At 34.8% G+C, this 24370-nt stretch carries 21 protein-coding genes; 6 read left to right on the forward strand and 15 right to left on the reverse strand.

Features of this window, described 5'->3' with window-relative positions; genetic code table 11:
- Positions 1-22: 22 nt before the first annotated feature.
- The 6 genes from BN2390_RS01980 to BN2390_RS02005 all read right to left on the reverse strand — a co-directional run bounded on the left by BN2390_RS01980 (position 23) and on the right by BN2390_RS02005 (position 8075).
- Positions 23-1633 (reverse strand): glycoside hydrolase family 3 protein, encoded by a 1611-nt coding sequence (locus BN2390_RS01980; protein ID WP_053982672.1) that lies wholly within the window; start codon positions 1631-1633, stop codon positions 23-25.
- Positions 1634-1776: 143 nt separating this feature from the next.
- Positions 1777-3189, reverse strand: a complete 1413-nt coding sequence (locus BN2390_RS01985) for a phosphoglucomutase/phosphomannomutase family protein (protein ID WP_053982673.1) — start codon at positions 3187-3189, stop codon at positions 1777-1779.
- 57 nt (positions 3190-3246) lie between these two features.
- On the reverse strand, positions 3247-4137 hold the full coding sequence (locus BN2390_RS01990) for a carbohydrate ABC transporter permease (protein ID WP_053982674.1): 891 nt from the start codon (positions 4135-4137) through the stop codon (positions 3247-3249).
- 33 nt (positions 4138-4170) lie between these two features.
- Positions 4171-5040 carry a carbohydrate ABC transporter permease gene (locus tag BN2390_RS01995; protein ID WP_053982675.1) on the reverse strand — a complete coding sequence of 290 codons (870 nt, stop codon included), beginning with the start codon at positions 5038-5040 and terminating at the stop codon, positions 4171-4173.
- A 328-nt stretch (positions 5041-5368) separates the two neighbouring features.
- A complete protein-coding gene (locus tag BN2390_RS02000) occupies positions 5369-6166 on the reverse strand; it encodes a response regulator transcription factor (protein ID WP_053982676.1) in 798 nt (265 codons plus the stop codon).
- 13 nt (positions 6167-6179) lie between these two features.
- Positions 6180-8075, reverse strand: coding sequence for a sensor histidine kinase (locus tag BN2390_RS02005; protein WP_053982677.1), 1896 nt, complete (start codon positions 8073-8075; stop codon positions 6180-6182).
- A 214-nt stretch (positions 8076-8289) separates the two neighbouring features.
- Here BN2390_RS02005 and truA point away from each other — a divergent pair, with 214 nt between their 5' ends.
- The 3 genes from truA (at position 8290) to BN2390_RS02020 (ending at position 9706) form a co-directional block, all read left to right on the forward strand.
- Positions 8290-9030: a tRNA pseudouridine(38-40) synthase TruA gene (truA, locus tag BN2390_RS02010; protein WP_053982678.1), complete on the forward strand. Its 741-nt coding sequence runs from the start codon at positions 8290-8292 to the stop codon at positions 9028-9030.
- 67 nt (positions 9031-9097) lie between these two features.
- Positions 9098-9514, forward strand: coding sequence for a DUF5721 family protein (locus tag BN2390_RS02015; protein ID WP_053982679.1), 417 nt, complete (start codon positions 9098-9100; stop codon positions 9512-9514).
- Positions 9515-9523: 9 nt separating this feature from the next.
- Positions 9524-9706, forward strand: a complete 183-nt coding sequence (locus BN2390_RS02020) for a hypothetical protein (protein WP_053982680.1) — start codon at positions 9524-9526, stop codon at positions 9704-9706.
- A gap of 89 nt (positions 9707-9795) precedes the next feature.
- On the opposite strand, the gene BN2390_RS21315 is transcribed toward BN2390_RS02020, so the two are convergent.
- Positions 9796-9972, reverse strand: coding sequence for an alpha/beta-type small acid-soluble spore protein (locus BN2390_RS21315; protein ID WP_082238536.1), 177 nt, complete (start codon positions 9970-9972; stop codon positions 9796-9798).
- A 274-nt stretch (positions 9973-10246) separates the two neighbouring features.
- On the opposite strand from BN2390_RS21315, the gene htpG reads away from it, so the two are divergent.
- Together htpG and BN2390_RS02030 are read left to right on the forward strand one after the other, a co-directional pair.
- Positions 10247-12109, forward strand: coding sequence for a molecular chaperone HtpG (htpG, locus tag BN2390_RS02025; protein WP_053982681.1), 1863 nt, complete (start codon positions 10247-10249; stop codon positions 12107-12109).
- A 25-nt stretch (positions 12110-12134) separates the two neighbouring features.
- A complete protein-coding gene (locus BN2390_RS02030) occupies positions 12135-12560 on the forward strand; it encodes a DUF3783 domain-containing protein (protein WP_053982682.1) in 426 nt (141 codons plus the stop codon).
- Positions 12561-12915: 355 nt separating this feature from the next.
- Here the strand turns inward: BN2390_RS02030 and BN2390_RS02035 are convergent, their stop codons facing one another.
- The 3 genes from BN2390_RS02035 to BN2390_RS02045 form a co-directional block, all read right to left on the reverse strand.
- Positions 12916-13152 carry a hypothetical protein gene (locus tag BN2390_RS02035; RefSeq protein WP_053982683.1) on the reverse strand — a complete coding sequence of 79 codons (237 nt, stop codon included), beginning with the start codon at positions 13150-13152 and terminating at the stop codon, positions 12916-12918.
- Between the two features lie 132 nt (positions 13153-13284).
- Complete coding sequence (locus BN2390_RS02040) at positions 13285-14751, reverse strand: monomeric [FeFe] hydrogenase (RefSeq protein ID WP_053982684.1); 1467 nt, start codon at positions 14749-14751, stop codon at positions 13285-13287.
- Positions 14752-14768: 17 nt separating this feature from the next.
- Complete coding sequence (locus BN2390_RS02045; RefSeq protein WP_053982685.1) at positions 14769-15014, reverse strand: (2Fe-2S) ferredoxin domain-containing protein; 246 nt, start codon at positions 15012-15014, stop codon at positions 14769-14771.
- 215 nt (positions 15015-15229) lie between these two features.
- On the opposite strand from BN2390_RS02045, the gene BN2390_RS21540 reads away from it, so the two are divergent.
- The gene (locus BN2390_RS21540) at positions 15230-15406 is read left to right on the forward strand and encodes a hypothetical protein (RefSeq protein WP_154668752.1); all 177 of its coding nucleotides are present in this window, start codon (positions 15230-15232) and stop codon (positions 15404-15406) included.
- Positions 15407-15480: 74 nt separating this feature from the next.
- On the opposite strand, the gene BN2390_RS02050 is transcribed toward BN2390_RS21540, so the two are convergent.
- From BN2390_RS02050 to BN2390_RS21545, 5 genes are all read right to left on the reverse strand, one after another.
- On the reverse strand, positions 15481-16095 hold the full coding sequence (locus BN2390_RS02050) for a hypothetical protein (RefSeq protein ID WP_053982686.1): 615 nt from the start codon (positions 16093-16095) through the stop codon (positions 15481-15483).
- A 17-nt stretch (positions 16096-16112) separates the two neighbouring features.
- Complete coding sequence (gene addA, locus BN2390_RS02055; protein ID WP_053982687.1) at positions 16113-20135, reverse strand: helicase-exonuclease AddAB subunit AddA; 4023 nt, start codon at positions 20133-20135, stop codon at positions 16113-16115.
- Positions 20101-23517 (reverse strand): PD-(D/E)XK nuclease family protein, encoded by a 3417-nt coding sequence (locus tag BN2390_RS02060; RefSeq protein WP_053982688.1) that lies wholly within the window; start codon positions 23515-23517, stop codon positions 20101-20103. The genes addA and BN2390_RS02060 overlap by 35 nt, the downstream gene beginning before the upstream one ends.
- 122 nt (positions 23518-23639) lie before the next feature.
- Positions 23640-24053, reverse strand: a complete 414-nt coding sequence (locus BN2390_RS02065; protein WP_053982689.1) for a hypothetical protein — start codon at positions 24051-24053, stop codon at positions 23640-23642.
- A gap of 131 nt (positions 24054-24184) precedes the next feature.
- Positions 24185-24346, reverse strand: coding sequence for a hypothetical protein (locus BN2390_RS21545; RefSeq protein WP_154668753.1), 162 nt, complete (start codon positions 24344-24346; stop codon positions 24185-24187).
- Positions 24347-24370 lie beyond the last annotated feature (24 nt).

The following is a 24370-nucleotide window of genomic DNA, read 5'->3' on the forward strand; positions in this document are numbered from 1 at the left end:
CAAAGTGGCCCCTGTCAGAAGTTTATTCAAATAATTGTTTTGCTGGATTAAATTCAAAGTCTCCATCACCGAAGACTGCTTCTACTAATGCATCAAGTGTAACTTGTGTTAACCCACCGGTAACAATAACATAGTCACAATACTCTGCTAAAGGTTTTGCATCTTCTGGACTTCTTGTTGCTACTCCAATAATTTTCTTTGTTGGGCAGAAGTCACGGATATATTTAATTGTTTCAATTTGTTCTTCAAAGCAATAAGCATTTACTGTTGTAAAGATGACAAAGTCAGAAATAATTGCAATATCACCTACAGATACCATTTCCATGTGTGTTGGTCTCCATGGCATAATTACTTCTTTTGTATTATTATGGTAACCATGTTTCTTAACTGTTTCTTCAATAGAGAGTTTATCATAAAGGTTAATCGCATCACTCATAACAAGACGTGCTGGATTTCCAAAGATAATCCCTAACTTTTGCTTTTCATCTAATTTCACTGGGAAGTCAGCTTTTTCTCCTTTATAAAGAATAAGAGACTTCTTAGCAATCTCATAAGCGATTTCATCACCTTTTGCTTTATCAAATTCTTTTTCTTCTGGGAATGTTCCACAGTTATATGTTGCTTTATATTCTAGTACTTTAAGACATGCTTCATTAATACGTTCTTCTGAGATTGTACCATTTTGTACACATTCTTCCATGAAATCAACATACCATTCACCTGCACATGTAGACATGAGAAGATCACAACCAGCATTCATAGCTTCTACTAATGGCTGTCTTTCTCCATATGCATCAAGTACTGCTTTCATAATAAGGTCATCTGTAACGATAAGCCCTTTAAATCCAAGGTCATTTCTTAAGTAATCCACTACCTTTTTAGACATTGAAGCTGGTTTCTCCCCATCAAGTGGTGGGAAAATACCATGGTGCATCATGACACAACCAAGGCCATTAGCAATTGCTTTTTTGTATGGTGCAAGTTCTACTTCCTCAAGACGTTTCATATCTCCTGGATGTACGTCCATCTTAAAGTGTGTATCTTCTTGTGTTAAACGCATACCTGGGAAGTGTTTACCACATGCAGCAATGCCATTTTCTTCAAGACCTTTAATAAATCCTGTTCCCATATCTGCAACAACATTTGGTTTACTTGAATACATACGATTATCTACTACTGGTACACCATTTACTCTATCATAGCTTACATCTAATACTGGTGCATAACATACATCGATACCCGCATATTGTAACTCTTTCGCAACATGTGCACCTTGTTTATAAGCCATCTCTTCATCATTTGCAAACCCCATTGCCATGTTACCTGGGAACATGGTTGTTCCTTGATGAATAGCTGTAAGTTGTCCACCTTCTTGGTCAATAGTAAGAAGGATTGGTATACCAAAACGATTTTCTTGTGCATGAGCTTGAATACGTTTGTTCATTTCACGGAATTGTTCAAGGCTTCTTACGTTATTTCCGGAGAAAAAGATGATTCCACCTAATTCTGTACGTTTATTCATTTCAATAAGAGACTCTGGAAGATCCTCATACCCTTGATAATATTGAAGAAATGTTTGTCCGATTTTTTCACGGAGTGTCATTTGACTAAAGACTTCTTGTACGTTAAACATGTTTTCCTCCTAAATAGATAAAATATATTCTATTTTACCACTATATCTATCAAAATTACTATATATATTTCTTTTTATTACCTAACATTACTTAACAAGTTTAAGACAATCCCCCTGGGGGTAATAGGGGATTGCCTTAAAACTTATAATCCTAAGAAATCAAGCATTGTTTTACTAATTGCTTCTGCTTCTGCTTTAGTTGACATTTCTGCAAATACACGAATAAGAGGTTCTGTACCTGAGAAACGTGCAATAATCCATCCTCCATTTTCAAAGTAAACCTTACATCCATCTTCATAGCTTACTTTTGCAACTGGAGTATTGAATGTAGGAAGTTTCTTTTCATGGAATAATAATTCTACTAACTCATCTTTCTTAGCATGTGAGAAGCGACAATCTGCTTCTGTCATAACAAAGTCACCAAATTCATGATGAATTTCATCAAGCATCTCTCCAAGACGTTTACCTGTTACACACATCATTTCTACAAGTAAGCCAGCCGCAAAGATACCATCCTTACCTTTAATATGACCACGAATTGTAAGACCACCACTACTTTCTCCGCCAATTACTGCATCTGTTTCATCCATTTTAGCTGAAATATGTTTAAATCCTACTGGAACCTCATAACATTTCTCACCAAAGCGCTCAGCAATAGCATCTAAGAGATGTGTTGTAGCAATATTTCTTACTACCCCACCTTGCCATCCTTTGTACTTAAGAAGATAGTAGTATAATAATGCCATAATATCATTTGGATGTATGTAATCACCCTTTTCATCAATAATACCAAGTCTATCAGCATCACCATCTGTACCAATACCAATGTCATATTTCTTTTCAACAACCATATTTGCAAGTCTACTAAGTGTTACTGCACTTGGTGAAGGAAGTCTTCCTCCAAATGTTGTATCATGACGATCATGGATAACATCTACTTCACAACGACAACTAATAAGAAGTGCCTGAAGAGAATTCTTAGATACTCCAAACATTGGGTCTACAAGTACCTTAAGTTCTTTTTCACGAATTGCTTCTACATTCAGCATGCCTAAAATAGTATCAATATACTCATTGAAAGGATTTACTTCTTTGATAATACCTTTTTCTTTAGCCTCATCATAATCCATATGTTGTACATCTTCTTTTGTAAGAGTAGCAATGATTGCTTCAACTTTTTCTGTTACTTCTTCTGTTGCGTCACGCCCACCAAGTGTAAAGATTTTAATTCCATTATAATCAGCTGGGTTATGGCTAGCGGTAATAGCCATACCATAATGATTGCCACGAGTTTTTGCATAGTACATAATTAGAGGAGTAGGAGAAATTTTATTAATAATTTGAACCGGTATATTGTTTCCTGCCATAACTTCACTTACCCATATTGCAGATCTTTCTGATAGGAAACGTCTATCATATCCCACTACTAATCCTTTTTCAGTTACATTTTCTGACTTCATAATATTAGCTACAGCTTGCGCTACAAGTAAAACATTATCTTTAATAAAATCCTCACCGATGATAGCTCTCCAGCCACCTGTACCAAATTTAATCATTATGTTTCTCTCCTTTTTGGTTACTTAATATTGCGTAACACTTCCCCAAGTTTTACATCATCCTTTTACAGCACCAGCTGTAAGCCCTTTGATAATGTACTTTTGTAAGAATAAGTATACTATAAGTACCGGTACTACTACTAGTATTACTGAAGCACACATTAAGCCATAATCTGTACCATATTGTGATCTAATTGTATCAAGTAATGCACAGATTGGACGTACTTGTGTTTTACGAATAATAACTTTTTGCATAAATAAGTCATTGTATGACCATAGGAATGTAAAGATTGCAACTGTTGCAAATGAAGGTTTTGAAATTGGAACAACAATTTTCCAGAAGATTTGCCATGCTCCACAGCCTTCTACTACTGCTGCTTCTTCAAGTTCCATAGGTATAGTAGACATGAATCCTACCATAATCGTAATGGCAAATGCTAAGTTACCTGCTATTTGAGGTAAGATAACACCAAGATGAGTATTTGTAAGACCTGCATTATAAAGCATTGTAAATACTGGAACGATTGTTGCAAATGCAGGGAATAATAATGCTGCCATTACCATTGAATGAATAACTAACTTACCTTTAAAATTGTACCTCGCTAAAATATATGACGCAAGACCACCAAATAGCATTACTCCAACTACTACTGTACCTGAAATAATTAAACTATTCATATACGCTCTTCCAATATTCATACGTTCAAAAGCTGTTATATAGTTTGTAATGACTGGTTCTTTTACAAGACTAAATGAGTCAATTAAGATTGTTCCTTTTAATTTAAAAGAGTTATTAAGAACCCAAACTAATGGGAAAATTGTCGTACTCGCCCAAAGTAAAAGTATAATATGAATAAATACTTTTCCTATTGAGAACTGTTCTATTGGCCCAGAGCTCTTTTTGAGTTTAAGATCCTTTGCCTTAACGGTAGCTAAATCTTTGGCCATAACCACACCCCTCTCCTTTATCATTTTCATTTTCTATAATTCTTCTTCTTTTAAGAACTTATTAACTAAAAGAGATATACCAAGACCAAGTACTACAATCAGTACAGCAATAGCACATCCGTAACCAACTCGGTACGCTTCATAAACCATATTGTATTGATAAGTACCTAACAAGTAACTTTTCCCACTAGGTACCCCTTTAGGTGCTATAGTCCATGCCAAGTCGAAGATCTTTAGTGCACCTGTTATAACAAGAATCAAACTTGATTTAAGTACTCCTTTAATAAGAGGAATCGTAATGTAAATTGTCTTTTTAATACCTGTAATACCATCAAGGTAAGCAGATTCATAAATATCTTCTGGAATTGCTGAAATACCTGTTAACACAAGAACAAAATAGAAGCCTACATATTGCCAAATTGTTGGAATTGCAATCATATAGATTGCTGAAGCTTCTGTCATCCAAAGTACTTTATCTCCGCCAAATTTCATGATTAGTTGATTGAATAACCCAATATTATAATCATAGAAAAGTACGAACATAAGACCAATTGCTGTTGCAGGGATAACTACTGGGAAGAAGAATACAGTTCTATAGAATTTTGCACCTCTTCTAATACCATCTACAAATAGTGCAAACAATGCACCTAAACCTAATTCAAACACTACACAAAGTATCATCATGATGAAGGTATTCTTAATAGCTGTGTGAATATTAACATCACGTATTAACTCAGCATAATTCCCCCACCCAATGAATGTTTTGTTGATTCCTGCCAAGTCAGTGATATTGTAGGCACTATTTGCTACACTCATTAAAAATGGAATGTATAAGAAACCTACTAAGAATAAGATTGCTGGAAATAAAAATAATACTATAATTTTCTTGTCCTTATAAATCACTTAAAAGCCCCCTTTCTTATTTTGCATATATCTTGTTACTTACTTATCCTTTAGTACAAAATGTACGAAATGCCAGTAAGTTTTTAACTTGATTTAATTATATCACTATAAATATACAGTTTGAATATGCCTATCTTGCTGTTTATTGTTTAAATTTGCTCATACTTTTGTGTTTTATTTATTCTTATAATTTTATCTAAGGATAAGCTAGATAAATTGCATCATATCTTAACTAGAATACTTCACAAAATATAAAAAAGGCTAAATTCAACTTATCTATTAGATAGTGCCTTTAGCCTTTTCTTTTTCCCTATTTTATTAATTCTTACTAATACATTTTGTTACGATATTCATTAGGTGTAACTTGTGTAATTTTCTTAAAGATCTTAGAAAAATATGCTGTATCTGTATATCCTACATACTCTGCAATCTCATAAATTTTCATATTGCTTTCCACCAAAAGTTTTTTGGCATTTTCAACACGTGCACTATTTAATAAATCTACAAAATTAGTTCCTGTTTGTTTCTTAATCACTTTGCTTAGATGCCATGTACTTACAAAGAGTTCATCTGCTATTGTTTGTAAATCTAGCTTTTGATTATAATATTTATTAATATATTCTATTGCCTGTTTCACTAGATATTGTGGTTTATCTAGCTCTTCATTTTCATTATTTATTTCAGCCACTTCTGTTGCTGCTACCTCTTCTATTACTGCTTCTATTTCAGTTCTATCTCTTTTATGTGGATTTTGCTTAATTTGGGTTACTGCTGCTGTAATTGCTTCTTTAATCTCATCTAACTTAGAAGGTTTAAGTAAAAATCTTAATACACCTAAGCGAATAGCTTGTTGTGCATACTCAAATTCACGAAATCCTGTTAAAATAATAATCTGTACCTCCTGATTAATACTCTTCATCTCATCTATCATTTCTAACCCATTTTTCTTCGGCATACGTATGTCTGATATAATAATATCTGGATTATATTGAATAAGTTTTTCTATGCCCTCCTCACCATTTTGGGCTTCACCTATTAATTCACACCCTAGTTCTTTCCACGGAATAACCTGTCTCATACCTTCTCTAATAAATACTTCATCATCAATAATCAATACTTTATACAATTTCCTTCCCCCTTTAAAGTGTTTCACTTGATGTTTTTGGCAATTTCATAATAATGGCTGTGCCTTTTCCTTCTTCACTTTCTATATTAATCCCATATCCTTCTCCATATAAAAGCTTAATACGTTTTTGCACATTAATAACACCAATATGATTTCTTCCTTTTCCCTTCTCTTCTGATTCACTTTCAATAAAGACTTTTTGTGAATTATTAAGTTCATGTTGTAAATACGCTAGTCTAGTTGCTTCAATACCAGCGCCTGTATCTTTAATAAAGATTGTAAGTTCTTCTTCATTATCTACCACCTCAATACTAATAATGCCTTCCCCTACTGGCTCAATACCATGTGAAATAGCATTTTCAATGAGTGGTTGTAGTACTAGCCTTGGTATATTGTAATCTAATAGATGTTCTGGTACCTTCGTTTCAAACTGTATACGTTCTCCAAAACGTTTTTGAATCAAAAAAATATAGTTTTTCAAGTACTCTATTTCTTCTTGAAGTGTTAAATAATGACTATCCCGTCTATCTATATTTACTTCCATAATCCCTGATAATGCCTCTATCATTTGTGCTATATCATCATTTCCACTCATACGTGCTTTCCAGTTTATCATTTCTAATGTATTGTATAGAAAATGTGGATTAATCTGTGATTGTAATGCCTTCAACTCTGAGCTTTTTAATATAATCTGTTCTCTATATACGCAATTCACCAGATATTGAATCTGCTTACTCATTCTATTAAAAGACGAGTAAACATATCCAATCTCATCTTGATAATCTCCCTTGATTTGAACACCCATTTCCCCCTTTTCAATCTGTTGCATCTTATCACTTAGCAGGTACACTGGATAAATCAACTCTTTATAAAGTTTATTGGCAACTAATAAGAAAATAGGTAATGTACTAATACAAAGCATAAACATAAATCTTGATAAGGCTCTTATCTCTTCTAGTAGTATGTCTGTTGATATATAGACTGCTGTTCCTACTGTTAGGTTTTGTGTAGAAAATAAATTATAGATAATCGCCTCTTTTTTATTTTCTTCTTTATAGACAATATCTTTTTCTGGCTGCATCTCCATAAAATCATTTAACTTAAACTTCTTCTTCTCCGTTAAATTTCCGATAGCTACAAGCTCTGAACCTTTATTAGCTTGTATATAAATAGCTTCTTTTGCCCCTTCAAGTAGCTCTTCATACTTGTGCATGAGTTGTTTTTTATCTAGCTTAATAACGATTGTACCTGTATGTTCATAAGTATCCCTATAAAAAAGTTTTTGAGCAAAATAAATATTATTTAACTCATCTATGTAGTAAGTTTTATTCAAATCCTCATCTTCAAGCTTTTGATTAATTTTATTAAAGACATTATACTTATTAAATTGATCACGCTCATAATTGGCTTTAGATCGGTCCCTAAACTCATCTCTAAACTCCATATAACTGAATTGATTTTGTTCCCTAAACTGATAAGCTGCTAACGTAATATCTTGCCTTGATAAAACTAATGACTTTAAGTACTTCCCTACCTTTTCTTCTTTCATATTATAGTCATTCATTAACATCTTATCTATTTTCTCAATATTCTCAGGCGTATGATCTTTTGGATCTATCCCTGCCATTTTCAGACGGCCATAATAATATTGCATAAAATCATAAATAGCTTCATCATATTGAGTATCTGTAAGAAACTTTTCTATATCATGCAACTTCTCTTCAAACCAATCTGATGTTACGAGCACATCCTTTTGCACCGAATTAATAAAATGCTTTGTAATGACTTCTTCATAGTTTTTATAACCTACATACCCAATTAAAATCGTTGGATAAATTACTAATATTAAAACAAAAATAGTCCACTTTGTTTTAATAGAGGTCTTCATTCTATATTTCGCCAAATTCATCCCTTTCCCCCTATTTTAAGCCGTAACTCTATTGTATCATAATATAAATTTTTATTAAACATTCATAAAAGTTCTATCTTTATTTTCATTTTTTGTCTTTTTATACTTTTCTCCTATTTTAAGTTAGTTTAGTTGACTTCAATCTTATGCTATACTGTATAAGATTAAATCCGTTAGTTAACACTTAAAATAGAAATCCTAAAAGGAGTTTATTATGTATAATTATAAAATTTCTCTTGCCTATGACGGCAGCAAATATTTAGGTTGGCAAGTTCAAAGTAATCAACCACTTAAAACCATTCAAGGAAAACTTGAAAATGTCCTTGGAAAACTTTTTGATGAACCTATTCAAGTTATTGCATCTGGACGTACTGATGCAGGTGTTCATGCACGTATGCAAGTTGCTAACTTCCATACAACAACTTATAAAAATCCAGAAGAGATTCTGCATTATTTACGTCAATACCTTCCACAAGATATTGCCATTACTAGTCTTAAAGACGCTTCTGAACGTTTCCATGCACGTTACAACTGTCTTACAAAACGTTATGGTTACTATATTGATACAAACTTCTTTGCTGACCCTTTCTCAGTACGCTTTGCTTATCATGTACCTGAATCACTTCATTTAGAAAAAATGGAACAAGCAGCTTCCCATCTTCTTGGTACCCATGATTTTAAAAGCTTTACATCAATGAAAAATAAAAAGAAGAGTACGATCAAACATATTCACAGTATTGACATTCAGCCTACATCTTGTGGTATTGTTATCTATTATCATGGTAATGGCTTCTTGCAACATCAAGTTCGTATTATGACAGGCACTTTATTAGAAGTAGGACTAGGTCATATGGAACCAGAAGCTATTCTTACCATTTTAGAAGGCAAATCTCGTGCTTTAGCTGGCCCTACTGCACCAAGCCATGGACTTTTCCTTGAAGAAGTGCTTTACTAAGATTATATAAAGTGTATAAGGAGGGATTTTTATAGAAGCTTATATTATTGCTCATAAAAAAGAATTCATGAACAAACTTATCAAATCAGATCTCTTTGATAGTTTCCAATTACGCGAAGCAGTCATTCATACTGCATTCAAATCCGTATTAGATGGACATAGAAATATAGATTTCTACAATACAGATGAGCGCGAAGGTCTTAGTGACTATCTCACTTGGGGAGAAATGCGACCTTATATTTATCAATTTATTACTGGAAGTAAATCTCCTTCTTATTTTAAAATTATTTTATGTACCAATAAACAAAAAACAGAAGCCATATCCGATCAAGTAGATACTTTCTTTGTTAATATCACCTTTAAAGCTTCTGAGATTACAGTTAGTACTGGAGTAGCCTATAAAACTTTCACACTTGATAAATCACCAGAAAATATTTGGGATACTAAGATTAAAAACTTTCTTTTTAAATATGAATTTTTATAGGGGGATCTTATGGATTACAGTAAATTAAAAACCAGCTTTCTACTCCTTTTACTTATGACAATTATCCAATTGCTAGTAGCTATTTTTATTTTGCATCATACACTCATTACTTTACTTTCCATAGGTGCAATGCTCTTATGTATTGGTGGATTATTTTACACAAATAAGCATATAAACGATAAAAAGGAGTAATCATAAGATTACTCCTTTTTACTACCTATATCCTTTGCTTATGTTTCGTACTACTACATAAGTCGTTAAGATACCGCGTTATTTAATTGTTATTTTGATTGTCCGCCCATTTGAGCTTCTTGAGCAGCGATCATACGTTTAACCATTTCTCCACCAACAGAACCAGCTTGTTTAGCTGTGATATCTCCGTTGTAACCTTGTTTTAATGGTACACCTAATTCTGATGCTACTTCTTGTTTCATTGCGTCTAATGCTTGGTTTTTCATTTGAGTTGCCTCCTTGAAAATATGAATTAGATTTTATTAACCAGCGCTTTTGTTGCTGGTTATAGTCATACTTTACCCAAACATGCATTGTATTATTACCAGCAAATTTTGGCAGTTTTGCATGTTTATTTCCAATTTTAAATATAAGTAGCATTACACTTTCGATTACTTGCTTATAGGTGGTTGACAATCAATTTTTGTTAATAGTATTATAGATATGTTTAAGGAGTTATATAATTACTTAATCAAATTTTATCTTTAGGAGGTTTTATATATGTCTAAACAAGGAAATTTATCAATTCATAGTGAGAACATCTTCCCTATTATTAAAAAATGGCTCTATTCTGATCACGATATCTTTGTTCGTGAAATAATCTCCAACGCATGTGACGCCATTTTAAAATTCAAAAAACTTTGTGATATGGGTGAAACAACAGATACACTTAATCTTCCTTTTGAAGTAAAAGTAACTGTTAATGAAAAAGAAGGTACGATTACTGTTTCTGATAACGGTATTGGTATGACAGAAGAAGAAGTTGAAAAATACATTACTCAAATCGCATTTTCTGGTGCTGAAGACTTCCTCAACAAATACCAAGATAAAATGGATAAAGATCAAATCATCGGTCATTTCGGACTTGGTTTCTACTCAAGCTTCATGGTTGCTGATACAGTAGAAATTGATACCCTTTCCTATACGGGTGGTGAAGCGATTCACTGGAACTGCGATGGTGGTACAACTTATGAACTTTCAGAAGGTAAACGTACAACACGCGGTACAGATATCATCTTACATGTAAACGAAGAAAGCAAAGAGTTCCTTAGCTACTACACACTCTCTTCTATAATTGAAAAATACTGCAACTTTATGCCAGTACCAATCTATGTGATTGATGCCAATAAAGAAGAAGAGCCAGCTCAAGAAGGTGAAACAAAAGAACCTACCGTACCAACTCCAGTAAATGATCCTGTTCCACTTTATACAAAGAAACCATCTGAATGTACAGATGAAGAATACAAAGCATTCTATAGCAAAACTTTCATGGATTATAATGAACCACTATTCTGGATTCATTTAGATATGGATTATCCATTTAATTTAAAAGGTATCCTCTACTTCCCTAAACTTCATAATGAATATGAAATGGTAGAAGGAAAAATCAAACTTTATAATAATCAAGTGTTTGTTGCAGATAATATCAAAGAAGTTATTCCAGAATTCCTCTTACTTCTTAAAGGTATTATTGATTGTCCAGATATTCCTCTTAACGTATCACGTAGTTTCTTACAAAATGATGGCTTCGTTAAGAAAATCTCTGACTACATTACAAAGAAAGTGGCAGACAAGCTTATTTCTCTTTATAAAAAAGAACTTGAGCACTATGAAGCATGTTGGGATTCTATCTCACCATTCGTTAAATACGGTTGCTTAAGAGAAGAAAAATTTGCAGATAAAATGAACGACTATATCCTTTATAAAACAATAGATGATACGTATACTACACTTAAAGACTATCTTGAAAAAGTTAAAGATACCAATGAAAACAAAGTATTCTATGTATCAGACAAAGAAAAACAAGCGCAATATGTAAGTATGTTCAAAGAAAATGGTATGTCTGCTGTATACTTAAATCATCCTATTGACTCTTCATTTATCTCTCATGCTGAAATGAAGAACAAAGATGTTCACTTTATGCGTATTGACTCAGATATCTCTTCTGCTCTTAAACAAGATAACGCAGCAATTGATACAGCTAAAGAAGAAAAACTTGGTAAACTCTTTGGTGAGATCTTAAAACAAGATAAGCTGAAAGTAAAACTTGAAAGTCTTAAGAGTACTACTGTACCATCTATGTTACTTATTTCTGAAGAAAGCCGTCGTATGCAAGAAATGATGAAACTCTATGGCATGGATACAGCAAACATGCCACCAAGTGAAGCAACATTAATACTTAATGAAAATCACCCACTCATCACAACACTTGCTGACAAAGACTTAGATGCGCATACAAAAGATTTAGTTTGTCATCACCTCTATGACTTAGCCCTTATTTCAAATCAAACCTTAAGTGCAGAGGCAATGCAAGCATTCTTACAACGCAACAACGAACTTTTAATGACATTACTTAACAAATAATTTAAACGCTAGGTGGTGACTACCCATGTCATTTGAAAAAATGCAAGACAACGATAGACCAGTTATACATGCTAGAACTTGTATTATGCTTTATGGTTTTACATCACAAGAACTTAAAACCCTTAAGAATATTGCAAGATTAACTGGACTTAGTGATCAAATTCTAGTAAACAAAACAGCACTTACTACTACTGTACTTGATCTACTAGAGAATAATCCACTTCAACAATCTACTCCGGTAGAACTACCTCCTTACAAGGCAATTGTCTTTAATAATGTGGCTTCTCCTAGAATCACTGCTTTCATTGAGAGCTTGAAAAAGTTCCGTATTGCGAGACCACTTATGGCTACTGTAACAGATACCTCTATCCACTGGACATTTGAAGAACTGGTTCAAAACCTAGCTGCAGAACGCTATTCATTAAAAAATAATATGATTAATATTCATTAAAGAAAAAGGCTAATTTACTTTTTAAGTAAATTAGCCTTTTTCTTTAATGAATATGCCCAGACTAAAAATCAATCACTTAGCAACATTGTATAATCAACTACTTCATACTTTATTAATTTTTACTAAATCAAATCTTTTTATAAAAATAGCGACGAATTCAGCTCCTCTGCGGCGTATGTATAGTTATAAGGCAAAACAAATCGCCTTATATAGTATCAGATGGGACAAGTCCTAGGCCCCTTTTCTCTATGATACCTTCCTAAGAAGTCTGAGTAGCTCTCAAGCCTCCTCCTCCCTCGACTTGCTGCTACTCCTCTTCTTAGACACCAGCCCTGTAGGTGGTGGCAACCACAGGTCACTGGCTCCTTATAACTTTACAATGGCTTCCGCCTTTATATGTATTTCTTACACATGGCAAACAACCTATGCCCACGGTCACGTATGAGGTAAATCCAGCGTACACAAGGTCAGCTTGGACACCTGGCATGATACATCCATTAGGGATCCCTTTCACTGCAGGCACACCATCTAGACGCTCGTGTAACCTGGTAAGTCCAAGAGTACTACACCAACGGCTACCGTTATTCCCCATTTGTAATAACTACACCCTTAGGAAGTCTAAAAAAGTTACAAACTTTGCCACACATACGAAAAGTCACCCTAAGTCTAGTCTTTGTGCACTGCACAGGGAGGAAAAGACTGTCTTAGGGTGACTTTTTGTGCTCTAATAGGGTTTATGCAAATCTAAATGTGTATAATCTATAACTCTTAGAGAGTCATTAATGCTTTTTTCAACTGCCTTCTTTGCGTATATTTCTACATTCTTGTTCTGGCGCGGATCATGTGTCAGACAAGCTGCTCCGCCAATACATCCTCCAACACAAGCCATTCCTTCTATAAAATTAAAGGTATTCTTCCTCATCTTGAGAATCTTCAACGCCTTATCTACCTCCTGTAGCCCATTACAAACTAGAGGTCTATAACTAGAAGGTGGCAAGTTTTTTGTCTCTATAATGGATGCAACTGCATCCGATACGCCTCCCGTCCTTGCAAAAGAACGCCCAAAGTATGAAGCATTATTCAAAACTTCTTCTGTGCACTCACTCATGTTAATGCCATAGGCATCTATTAATGCTTCTAGTTCTTCAAATGTCATTGCATAAATTTTCTCTCCGGCTTTCTCATAACGTAGCTTTTCTTCTTTTTTTGCCATACATGGTCCTATAAATACTACCTCCGCCTTGTCATCAATTTGTTTAATCAATCTTCTCGTAGCAATCATGGGTGATACCATTGTAGAGATATTCCCCACAAGCTCAGGATACTGTTTTTCTACATAGGATACAAATGCTGGGCAACAAGAGGTCAGCATACAAGATTCTTCTCCCTCTATGACACGTTCAACAAATTCTTTTCCTTCATAATAAGCTACTAAATCTGCTCCTAAAGCTGCCTCTATTACATCAGTAAATCCTATTTGCTTGATAGCACCCACAATCTGACCAATATTAGCTGTATACTGAGTGACTATTGCTGGTGCAATAACTGCATATACATTAACATTTTTATCTTTTCTAGATTGCTCTATCAACTTGGTAATAGGTATAATCTCACTTTGGTCACTTATTGCACCAAAAGGACATTGGTAAACACATGCACCACAGCTAATGCATTTTTCATCTTCTATTTTTACTTTATTATCATCACAAATTTGAATGGCTTTCCCCTTACAAGCACGTATACATGGTTTTAAATTATCTACTATAGCATTGAATGGGCAGACCTCCTTACACTTCCCACAACTCACACATTTGCTATAATCAATGTGGGCTTTGCCATCAATTTTCTCAATGGCACCACATTTACATGCCTGCATACAGCGTTGTGCAAAACATCCTCTACATGAATCTGTAATAGTATAATGTTCCCTTGAACATTCGTCACAAGCACTTTCGATAGTATGAATAATATTTTGTCCTGGTAGCATAAGATTAGAGGCTAAATTAACCCTCTCTTCTATAATCGCTCTCTCATGATAGACACAACATCTTGAAATCGGCTTATTCCCTGGTAAAATTTCATTAGGAATTTGATATTTAGTTGTATCGAAACTTTGATCTATTGTTTTTTGAATAACCTTTTTAAGTACCTCATATCTAATCCACTGCACATCTGTTTCAAAAGTTCTCATTATGTTTCTCCCCCTTATTATAAATAAGCTACAATCTCATCTTGAAAGATCTGAGAAACATTCTCCCTGGATACAGATAAAACCTTACCATCCCAACGTTTGACTGATACTGCATCTACACAATTTTTAAGACAAAAAGCTGCTGTAATCTCCAACTCACTTTGTAAGCTTTGCTCAACAATAAGTTTTTTTAACACCTCAATGACTTCATAAGAACCCTTAACATGGCACGCACTCCCTATACAAATACTAATTGTTTTCATTGTGCCCCCCTTATTATTTTTAAAATTTAACATAATATTATAATATATTCAATTCTACTTCAAATCAACAAGTTTGTTATATTTTTATCAAATAATTCTAAGATGAATTGAATTTTTCAATTAAACTTATGCTTATTTCAAATTTCTTATTACATAATCCGTTCATAACTACAAATACTAAAAGAACATTTCAAACACAAAGCGAGGTTGATGAAATGAACTCAAAAAATCGTAAAGTTTCATGTGATGAAACCCCTATCAAAGTTCCTTTAGCAGCTATGCTCTCTACCGAAAATCTTGGTGGAGGGGTAGAAATGAATACGGATAACCTAGGCGCAGGTCTTACTGAATATATAGGCTGGCGTATGGTTGAGGAGGATTCTAAAAACTAAGTATTACAAAAATACCCCTAAGGTATTGTTGCTTCTATCTAAGCAATCTACCTTAGGGGTATTTTTATTTTTTATTATTTTATTATAAACTCCTCTGCATATGGTAAAGTTTCTACCCATCTACAGAAAGTATGCCACTCTTCTAATTTATGATGTTTACGCGCTGTATACATATTACGGATGTTCTCATAAGTCATTGAACATGTACGCATTTGATTATAGCTTGATGGTAACAATTGAATGATACTGTACCAAGTTGTTTTATCTTTTGTTTCGTTAAAATCTACACGAAGTGTCTCTAACTGTTTAATGATTAAATCCATTGTTGCAAGTGTTGCTTCATTCATATGATCTGTGCTGAAATCTTCTACTTCAAAAGCTTTACTATGAATCTTATGCATTGTACTTGTAGAGTTTGCAGTTGTACCTACTTTGTAAGTATCGTATTCTTTCCACCAGTAAAGAGGTGCTGTAATATCTACAGAAACAAAGATTTGACGTAAGAATTTGCGGTGATCACTTCCTGCTTTACAAAGTCTTGATCCTAAATCTAGATCATTTTCTCCAAGGATATAGTTACCTTCTTCGTCATAATGACTGTCCATTCTATGCCAGCTATTCATTGGATTTCTTGCTCCGCGAATAGCATTTTCAATGTTCATAACATCTGTACGTTCTAATCTAATCATCTTCATTCTCCCTCATTTTAATCTAAAGTTACCCATGTATCGATATGATAAAGGTATAAACATTTCTCTTTAACAGGAAGCCCTGTAATTTCGCTTAAGGCTCTTGCATAGAGTTCAAGCTGTACACTATAGCGTTCTTTAATACGCTTAATGCCTTCTTCTATGCCATGCTTATCAATATAATCTGTCTTATAATCAATAATGACTAAACCATCTTCTTCTATAAAGCATGTATCTACTACCCCTTGTAGTAAGATTTCTTCTTCTCTATCATAGATTTCTTCTACTTCATCAGCTGGTAATAAATAAACAAATGCTTTTTCTTTCCAAATATGCTGACACTCTGCCATACGTTTTAACATTTCAGAATGAGCCATACGCTCTAATCTTGCTAAGTCTACTAAACTTGCTGCTTCTTCATGAAGTTTACCCGTCTCTACAAGACGTGTGAGTTCTGACATAATAAGGTCAGCTGTTTTACATTGGAGGAGATCGAGTTGCTCAAATACACTGTGGATTAATGTTCCTCTTACAGTTGCCTGCATCGTTGTTTCTTGTTGCATAAACTTTGGAACAACCTTATCTTCAAACATTCCCCATCTTATATCATCACCAGATGTGGCAAGTACTTCATCTACTACATTCACACCCTGTTTTGTAGCTTGTTGAGTTTCTACACCTACACGCTTAGAGATATGATATGCCGTATTTTCTTCTTGATCTTGTCCATACATTTGGGTACTTAGTATAACAGACTCATCCCCCTCTTGTATACTCTCTCCTAATGCGTTCACTCTACTACTCTCACGCTGGATGCTTGGGCACTCTATACTTGTAGCCTTCATATTTTTTTGTTGAACATTTACTTCCTTAGCTTGATGTTCTAACATAGCTTGTTTTTTCAAATCTGATACAGTAACTTTGACTGGCATCGTTGTTGCCATTTCATGGGGGTAGACATAGTTCAAATAGTTATAAAGGGCATCCTTATGCTCTGTATATGCCGTCTCTACATTCCAATCTTCTAATAGTGCTTCTCTTTGTTCTACTTTTTCTTCTAAAGTTTGATGATTACTAAGAAGTGCCTCTTTAGGTATACAGCTCAGCTGCCATCTTCCTTTACCTTCAAAGAGATAAGTAGGTTCTACACCAAGTTTAGCACGCAAATCATCAAAGTCTGCATGTGCGAATAAGCTCATTCCAATCCAGCTTAAATAAGTTGGTGACTTTCTAAGTCCTAGTGGTAGAATCCCTTCACTATTTCTAATGGCAAATGGACTCCATTTATTAACTTCTTTATCTATATCTTTAACTGTCCCTGTTATAAATAGCTTTTCTTTTGCTCTTGTAAGTGCTACATAAAGTACACGCATCTCTTCTGAAATATTCTCAGAGATAATACGACGTTTAATGGCTTCAAACGGTAACGTTTCATAAAGAATATTGGTATCTTTATCCGTATACTTTGGTCCTAAACCGAGTTCATGATGCATAAGGACGTTTTTCATAATATCTTGATTGTTAAAAGTTTTGTTGGTATTACACACAAATACAATAGGGAATTCTAACCCTTTACTTTTGTGTATGGTCATAATCTGAACAAGATTTTCACTTTCTCCTACTAGCTTCGCTTCTCCAATTTTTGCACCTGATGCTTTCAACTTATCCATGTATTGTAAAAATGCAAAAAGTCCTACACCATTATTGGCTTCAAAATCCTCGGCATATTTCTTGAGCAGTTTCAAATTGGCTTTTTTCTTAGCCCCTGCTGGTAACATGCCTACATAGCTATAGTAACCTGTCTCTATAAAAAGTCTTGCCATCAATTCTTCTAATGGCATAAGTGGGGCTTCTTCTCTATAATGAGCCAGTAATTTTACAAATTCTTGTAATGCTATAGATGGCTCTCTTTCTTCTACATATTTACAAAGTGCTGTATAGAGGTCGACCTCTTCATCTAGCTTACGTACTTGTAGAATCTCATCAAAATCTAAACCTACCATCGGTGAACGTAATACAGTCAGAAGAGGTATATCTTGTCTTGGGTTATCAATAACTTTTAGAAGGCTTATCATAATCTGAACTTCCATCGCCTCAAAGAAGTTACTACTTACATCAGCATAAGCATCTATCCCCTCACGCAACAGGGCTTCTTCAAATAAGTTAGCTTTTTCCTGTACAGAGCGGAGTAAGATTACAATATCCCTCGGCTCTACTTTACGATACTTCCCTTCTTCCTTATCATAGACAACCTTTGGATTAGCTTCACCTCTTAGAATTGCACTAATCTTTTGTGCCACCATAAGTGCTTCAACCTCTATATTTTTAAGGTCTTGTGGTGTATCTTCTCCTGAAGCTTCCTCGTTCTCTTCCTTATCTGTATCTTGTGTCTCTACTAAGCATACCTCCACATGGTCTGCCACTTCTTCCTGATAGGCCTCGTAGTCACCTTCTGTATAATGGTTACCTACTTTAAGCTTGGCATCTTCGTCATAGCAAAGCTCTCCTACACGCTTACTCATAATTTGTTTGAATAAATCATTGGTCGCTTCTAAGATATTGGCACGACTTCTAAAGTTTTGTGAAAGGTCAATACAGATTTCAGGTTGTATAGCACCCTCTTCAAACTTCTCATAGCGTTCATACTTATCTGCAAAAATAAGTGGGTTAGCAAGTCTAAAGCGATAAATACTCTGTTTCATATCCCCTACCATAAAACGAGTTGGCCCATTCTCTTTAGCTAAGGCAATAGCACCTAGGAGCGTCTCTTGCACGGCGTTACTATCTTGGTACTCATCTATATAAATTTCCTCATAGAAATCTGCTAATTCCTTAGCAACTTCTGTATAAATCAGCTCGGTATATCCATCTTCCGTTTCACCATGTGTTACAAAAAGCTTTAAGGCTAAATGTTCTAAGTCATTATAATCTACAAGTCCTTTATCTCTCTTCGCCTCACTAAAACGTGCATCAAAAGCTTTGACCCATTTTACAAGTGTCTGCATAAGTTCACCTGCTTTATATGTCTTGCTGCTTAGATAAGGGTCACGTAGAAGCTTGGTTACTGTTTGAGCTTTCTTCACAATATCCTTAGCAAGTTCTCTATAGCCTTTGACACGCTCTTTAAGAATATCACTACAATCTTGCTTCTTACTGGATAATCGTCCAAAACTTATACCATCTATACAAGCTAAAAGCATCTCTACATCTGATACTGGCACTTCTAATAGGCACTCAATTTGTTCAAAATCTTTAACCAACGTTTCTTCATAGGCTGCTGGCCCATCTGGTCTACGAGTAAGTTTAAGTGCCTCATCATAGACTAGCTTCAAATCTTTAAAGTCTTCTAAAATCTCTGCTATAAGTTCCCTTTCCCAGATTGATTCACCAATCCCTTCATGTGGCTCACAAAGTTTGTTGCTCATCTCATCTAACCACTCATTGGGGAATATGGTACTCTTAGAAAAAGTATAAAGATCTAAGATAAGATCCATTAATGGCTCTAATCCGCGAATGCTTCCATAAGTCTCTGCAAGTTCTAAGAAGTCTTCGTTATCTTCTTCCTCAAAGGCTTCTTCTAGCATTTCTTCTAGGATATCTAATTTCATAACCTGTAACTCAGATTCATTGCCTACTTTAATGTTAGGATCAATCTCTAAGTAGGTGAAATAGTTCTTAATGGCTTTAAGACAGAAGGAGTGAATGGTAGAAATAGATGCCTTCGGTAAAAGAGCAAGTTGTCTTTCTAAATAGGCAACTTTCTCCATAGCCTTTTCACTTTCCTCTTCTTGTTGCAATGTTTCTATCGCCTTGCTCATTTTATCAGCGATACGTTCTTTCATCTCATGGGCAGCTGCACTTGTAAAGGTTACAATCAAGAATCTATCAATATCTATACCTACTTCTTCTTCATTTCCCATAATCCTTTTAAATACACGTTCTGTAAGGACTGCTGTCTTACCAGAACCAGCTGCTGCTGATACAAGTATGGTTGCACCACGTTTATCAATCGCAGCTTGTTGCATCGGTGTCCATGCCATCATTCATCCCTCCTTTTGCAAGCCTTTCCCATATTTCCTTATTGCCTAATGGCTCTAATTGATTGTAATGATTGTCTTTTGTAGCAGGATCAAACTGACAAATCGTATGATATTTACAAAATGCACAAGCATCCTTTTCTTTGAGTTTACAAGGTCTTGCACTGATTTTCCCAGCTAACATATCTTTACCTAAACTACGAATCAAATCATGCATATAGCCAATCAATGCTTTAAACTGATTTTCGCTAGCAACTTGAGATGTACTACCTAGTGTACCGTCTTTTTTCACTTTAGCTGGTACAATTTCTCCTTTAATGCCTGATTCCATTTTTTCTAAAATATCTAGGTTATCAATACTAAGTCCTGATAATTTGTATTGTTTAAGTTGCTTAGTGAGTGCTTCACTAAGCGCCATCCCTGTCTCGTACTTGATGGTACGTGTATCTATATGGAAGTAGAACATACCCGCAGCTTTATTGCGCTCATTAAGACGTAGATAAGCATCTAAATAAAGTAAAAGTTGAAGCTGAAGACCATGATACAGTTCTAGGAGACTAAAGTTTTTGTTACCTGACTTATAGTCTAGTACCTTAACATAACGTTCTTCTTCATCTTTCATATAGACATCCACACGGTCAATCTGCCCACGTAGATAAATGGTATGTTCATCATCTAATACAATTTCAATAGGTGGCATCTCTTCACTACCAAAGCTTACTTCATAGGCTTCTGGTACAAATTCTCCAGCCTTTAACTGATACGTCATAGCACCTATTGCACGTTTTGTCATCTTCTTCGCCTTTTTTAAAGTGTAGGCAAATCTACCATCTTGCTTCGCATTTTGACTAAGCTTAGCCGCACTATAGCGAAGTGCTTCTTCAATAGACTCATCTTGTTGTTCTTCCGTAGCAGTCGTCCAGGTTACCTGACGCTTTTTAAGCTCTTTTGGATAACGTTCTAATGTCTGGTGGAAAAGTGTTCCAAGATCTGCTGCATTCCACTGAAGTACTTTACGCTCTGAAGCTCTAAGCCCATACCGGATAAAGTAACAACATGGACAGTTACGATAAAGTTCTAACTGAGATATATTAGTCACTAGGCCTTCACTATAAAGGAGCTTCGCATTTTCTTCTTTGAGCTGGTCTTGCTGATTACTATAAGCCATATAGGTTGTCAGATGTTTAAACTTATCTTGCCACTGTGGTGAAGTCATAAACCAACTTACGGCATCTTGCCATGGTCCCTCTTCTCCTTGCCCATCTAAGTAGCGTCTCATCTCCCAGCCTACATACCCTAGTGCTGGACGTGGTAATTGAAGTGGGTCTAAGGTATCTTTGTTCATCTCTTCCATTCCAAAGATCTTCTTCATTTTATAGAATACAATAGATGGTCTTAGGGCTTTCCCTGTTTCATCTGCTTGTATGGTACTTACATAAAGTTTTTCTCTTGCTCTTGTGAAAGCATAGTACACTAAAAACTGCCCCATATAGAGTGGGTTATTCACCATAACATCGTATAGCCTAGAACGCTTCTCATCTCCAGTTTCACAAAGTTGCATCAAGGTCAGCTTATCCATATCTGAAAAGAGTGGCATACCTTCATCTACTTTTGGTATAACCCCTTCATTAACGCCTAATATAAATAGCGCTTTCACTTGTGGAATACGACTTCTATCAATATTTCCTACAATGACTTGATCTTTCGAAGGTGGAATAATCCCCATCTCTATATAGCCAAAGCTGGTCTTAAGAATATTCTTATAAGCTTTTAAAGCTACTTTTTCATCCCCAAGTAGGTCTACTAAACGTTCTAATGTATCCACAACTTGTCCCCATATCTGGGTATTTTCTAATTCAAGCGCAAGTTCTCCATTCTGCTTATAATATGCAATACGTGCTTGAATGGTTTCATAAGCATGAATTTCTTCAAGGAATAGATAGATTGCTTTACTCGCTTCACTAATAGGTATTCTTCCACTGGTATCTTTGGCTTGTTGTAATATTTCTTCCAGATGAATGAGTGGATTCATTACACGTTCTTTAATGCCTTGAATAATTTCTAAATCCATACCTTTACTTTCTCTTGTCCACTCTGCCTGCCACTTTCTCTTATTTTGTATACCATGCTCTAGCATGTAGTTTTCTAATAAGTCTATTTCCTCACGGGACAGGTCTAACATATTAAATCGTAAGAATGTCATCATACTCTTATAGTTCCAACTGGTTGTCATCACATCTAATACTGCATCAATCACAGCGACTAGACTATTGGTATGGATACTTTTTTTGTCATCCATAAATACTGGGATACCATATTCTTTAAAGGTACTTACAATAGTAGATTTATACTGCCCCATATCTCCTACAAGTACAGCCATATCATGGTAGCGATAGCCTTCATCACGAATAAGCTTCACTATTTGCCTTGCTACTTGTACGACCTCATCATCTTTTGAAGCGTAGGTCGCAAGCTTGACTGCTTCTTGCGGTAGCCCATAAGGCTTAGCATAAGGCTTGAGATAATTTTCATTAAGATAGCTTAGGGCATCTGTATCTACATTTTCAGGTTTTATCACTTCTGTTTTAAATTCTACTTGGCTTATCTCACAACGCTTAATAAGTGCTTGATAATTTTTAATGCTATCATAGAATGGATTATTAGGATAAACATATTCACCCTTATCGTAGTGGCGATCAATAGGAAGGGTAATAACTACCTTTTGCACCTTATGCATAAGCTCTTCTATAATTTTAAGCTGAGTTGCTGTAAAGCCATAAAATCCATCAATCCATACAACAGCCTCATTCAAATAATGACTTTTAGAAATAGAGCCTGCCAAACGCTCCATTGTCTTTTCAACAGTCACAAAACGTTCTTTAATAAAGCCATGGAACCATTCATTAATAGCTGTGATATCTTGCATCTTGCATTTGAACACATCACTACTTTTGTCATCTCCTGCTAAAGCATCTAACATCACCTTATCCACTTCATTTTGTTCAAAAATAGTAATGAGACGATTCATGCCATCAACAAAGCCTTCACTGTTATAACTTGTTTTATAATAAGATAACTCTTTTTTATGCTGTTCTAATAATTTTTTGAGGATCATGACACGCTCTAAGTCGTCAATAAGTGGTTGCTTAATCCCACCAACCTCTTTAAGTACTTTTTTAGCTAAGTTCTTAAAGCTCATAACTTCTGTTCTAAGAAGTCCAGGCTTAAGGAGCTTAGCAAGCTCAATTTGTATTTGTAAGTTGAATTGTTCTGGGACAATCATAATAAGATTATGATATGCCTCTTCTCTTAAAGCTTCTTGAATCTCCTTGTAACATACTGTGGTCTTGCCACTCTTGGCTACCCCTAATACAAACTCTACCACATGCCTTCCTCCTTCTTAGTTTTTCTTCTATTATATCAATTCTACGTAACTTGGACACCGTTTTTGTCGTAATTATGCACCTGGTAAGAATTTGACCCAAGTATTGAAAAAAGCCTGTTGGATTATCCAACAAGGCTTCTATAATGATCTCTTAATTTTTCTATTTCATCTCTATCTATATATGGGTAAGCACTCTCTTCACCATCTAAAGTGATTAAAGCTTCATCTAAATATGGTAAACTTTTTGCTGCTTCCCCTGTTAAGCTATAGCTTAAGTTTGCAAGACTTACAAAATATTTTACTTTTTCTTCTAAATAATCCTCATAACTTGCAAAGAGGTGTCTATCATAACGGACTGCACTTTTTTCATAAAGACCACGTAAAATTTCATACGCTTCTTCATTACAGTCTACTGATTCAAGCTTGTGTGCCACATAAAGTTTTGTAAAATAATGCTCTTCATTCTTTAATACCCCCGCTTCAAGCTCGATACCTTTTTCTTGTAAGAGGTGTTTGTAAAATTCTAATGTCTTCATCCTATTCCCCTTCCTGTATATACTCAAGATGTTTTATTTTTACACATTACATAACTTCTGTCAAGTGAATTTATTTTAACTTAACTTTATAAACAAGTTGTGTGCATATCTATAAAACATCTTCCCTTATATCATGGATTATTGGCCGTATTATTAGAACCTGATCCATTCCCATTTCCGTTGCAATTCCCCTTAACGATAATTTTATTGCTTCTTGTGAGACACATAATACTAATCATTACTAAGATAATATACCAAAACCACTTCTCTTCATAGAATTTGACTTTGCCCATATGCTCCCCCTTTAACTGATAAAT

Origin of the sequence: Niameybacter massiliensis (assembly GCF_001282685.1) — a bacterium.
In the GTDB taxonomy this organism is placed as follows: Bacteria; Bacillota; Clostridia; order Lachnospirales; family Cellulosilyticaceae; genus Holtiella; species Holtiella tumoricola.

Coding starts and splice junctions, on each gene's coding strand:
- BN2390_RS01980 (WP_053982672.1), bottom strand. CDS start 1,633: ATGTTTAACGTACAAGAAGTCTTTAGTCAAATGACACTCCGTGAAAAA.
- BN2390_RS01985 (WP_053982673.1), bottom strand. CDS start 3,189: ATGATTAAATTTGGTACAGGTGGCTGGAGAGCTATCATCGGTGAGGAT.
- BN2390_RS01990 (WP_053982674.1), bottom strand. CDS start 4,137: ATGGCCAAAGATTTAGCTACCGTTAAGGCAAAGGATCTTAAACTCAAA.
- BN2390_RS02005 (WP_053982677.1), bottom strand. CDS start 8,075: ATGAATTTGGCGAAATATAGAATGAAGACCTCTATTAAAACAAAGTGG.
- truA (WP_053982678.1), top strand. CDS start 8,290: ATGTATAATTATAAAATTTCTCTTGCCTATGACGGCAGCAAATATTTA.
- BN2390_RS02015 (WP_053982679.1), top strand. CDS start 9,098: ATGAACAAACTTATCAAATCAGATCTCTTTGATAGTTTCCAATTACGC.
- BN2390_RS02020 (WP_053982680.1), top strand. CDS start 9,524: ATGGATTACAGTAAATTAAAAACCAGCTTTCTACTCCTTTTACTTATG.
- BN2390_RS21315 (WP_082238536.1), bottom strand. CDS start 9,972: ATGAAAAACCAAGCATTAGACGCAATGAAACAAGAAGTAGCATCAGAA.
- htpG (WP_053982681.1), top strand. CDS start 10,247: ATGTCTAAACAAGGAAATTTATCAATTCATAGTGAGAACATCTTCCCT.
- BN2390_RS02030 (WP_053982682.1), top strand. CDS start 12,135: ATGTCATTTGAAAAAATGCAAGACAACGATAGACCAGTTATACATGCT.
- BN2390_RS02035 (WP_053982683.1), bottom strand. CDS start 13,152: ATGGGGAATAACGGTAGCCGTTGGTGTAGTACTCTTGGACTTACCAGG.
- BN2390_RS02040 (WP_053982684.1), bottom strand. CDS start 14,751: ATGAGAACTTTTGAAACAGATGTGCAGTGGATTAGATATGAGGTACTT.
- BN2390_RS02045 (WP_053982685.1), bottom strand. CDS start 15,014: ATGAAAACAATTAGTATTTGTATAGGGAGTGCGTGCCATGTTAAGGGT.
- BN2390_RS21540 (WP_154668752.1), top strand. CDS start 15,230: ATGAACTCAAAAAATCGTAAAGTTTCATGTGATGAAACCCCTATCAAA.
- BN2390_RS02050 (WP_053982686.1), bottom strand. CDS start 16,095: ATGATTAGATTAGAACGTACAGATGTTATGAACATTGAAAATGCTATT.
- addA (WP_053982687.1), bottom strand. CDS start 20,135: ATGGCATGGACACCGATGCAACAAGCTGCGATTGATAAACGTGGTGCA.
- BN2390_RS02065 (WP_053982689.1), bottom strand. CDS start 24,053: ATGAAGACATTAGAATTTTACAAACACCTCTTACAAGAAAAAGGTATC.
- BN2390_RS21545 (WP_154668753.1), bottom strand. CDS start 24,346: ATGGGCAAAGTCAAATTCTATGAAGAGAAGTGGTTTTGGTATATTATC.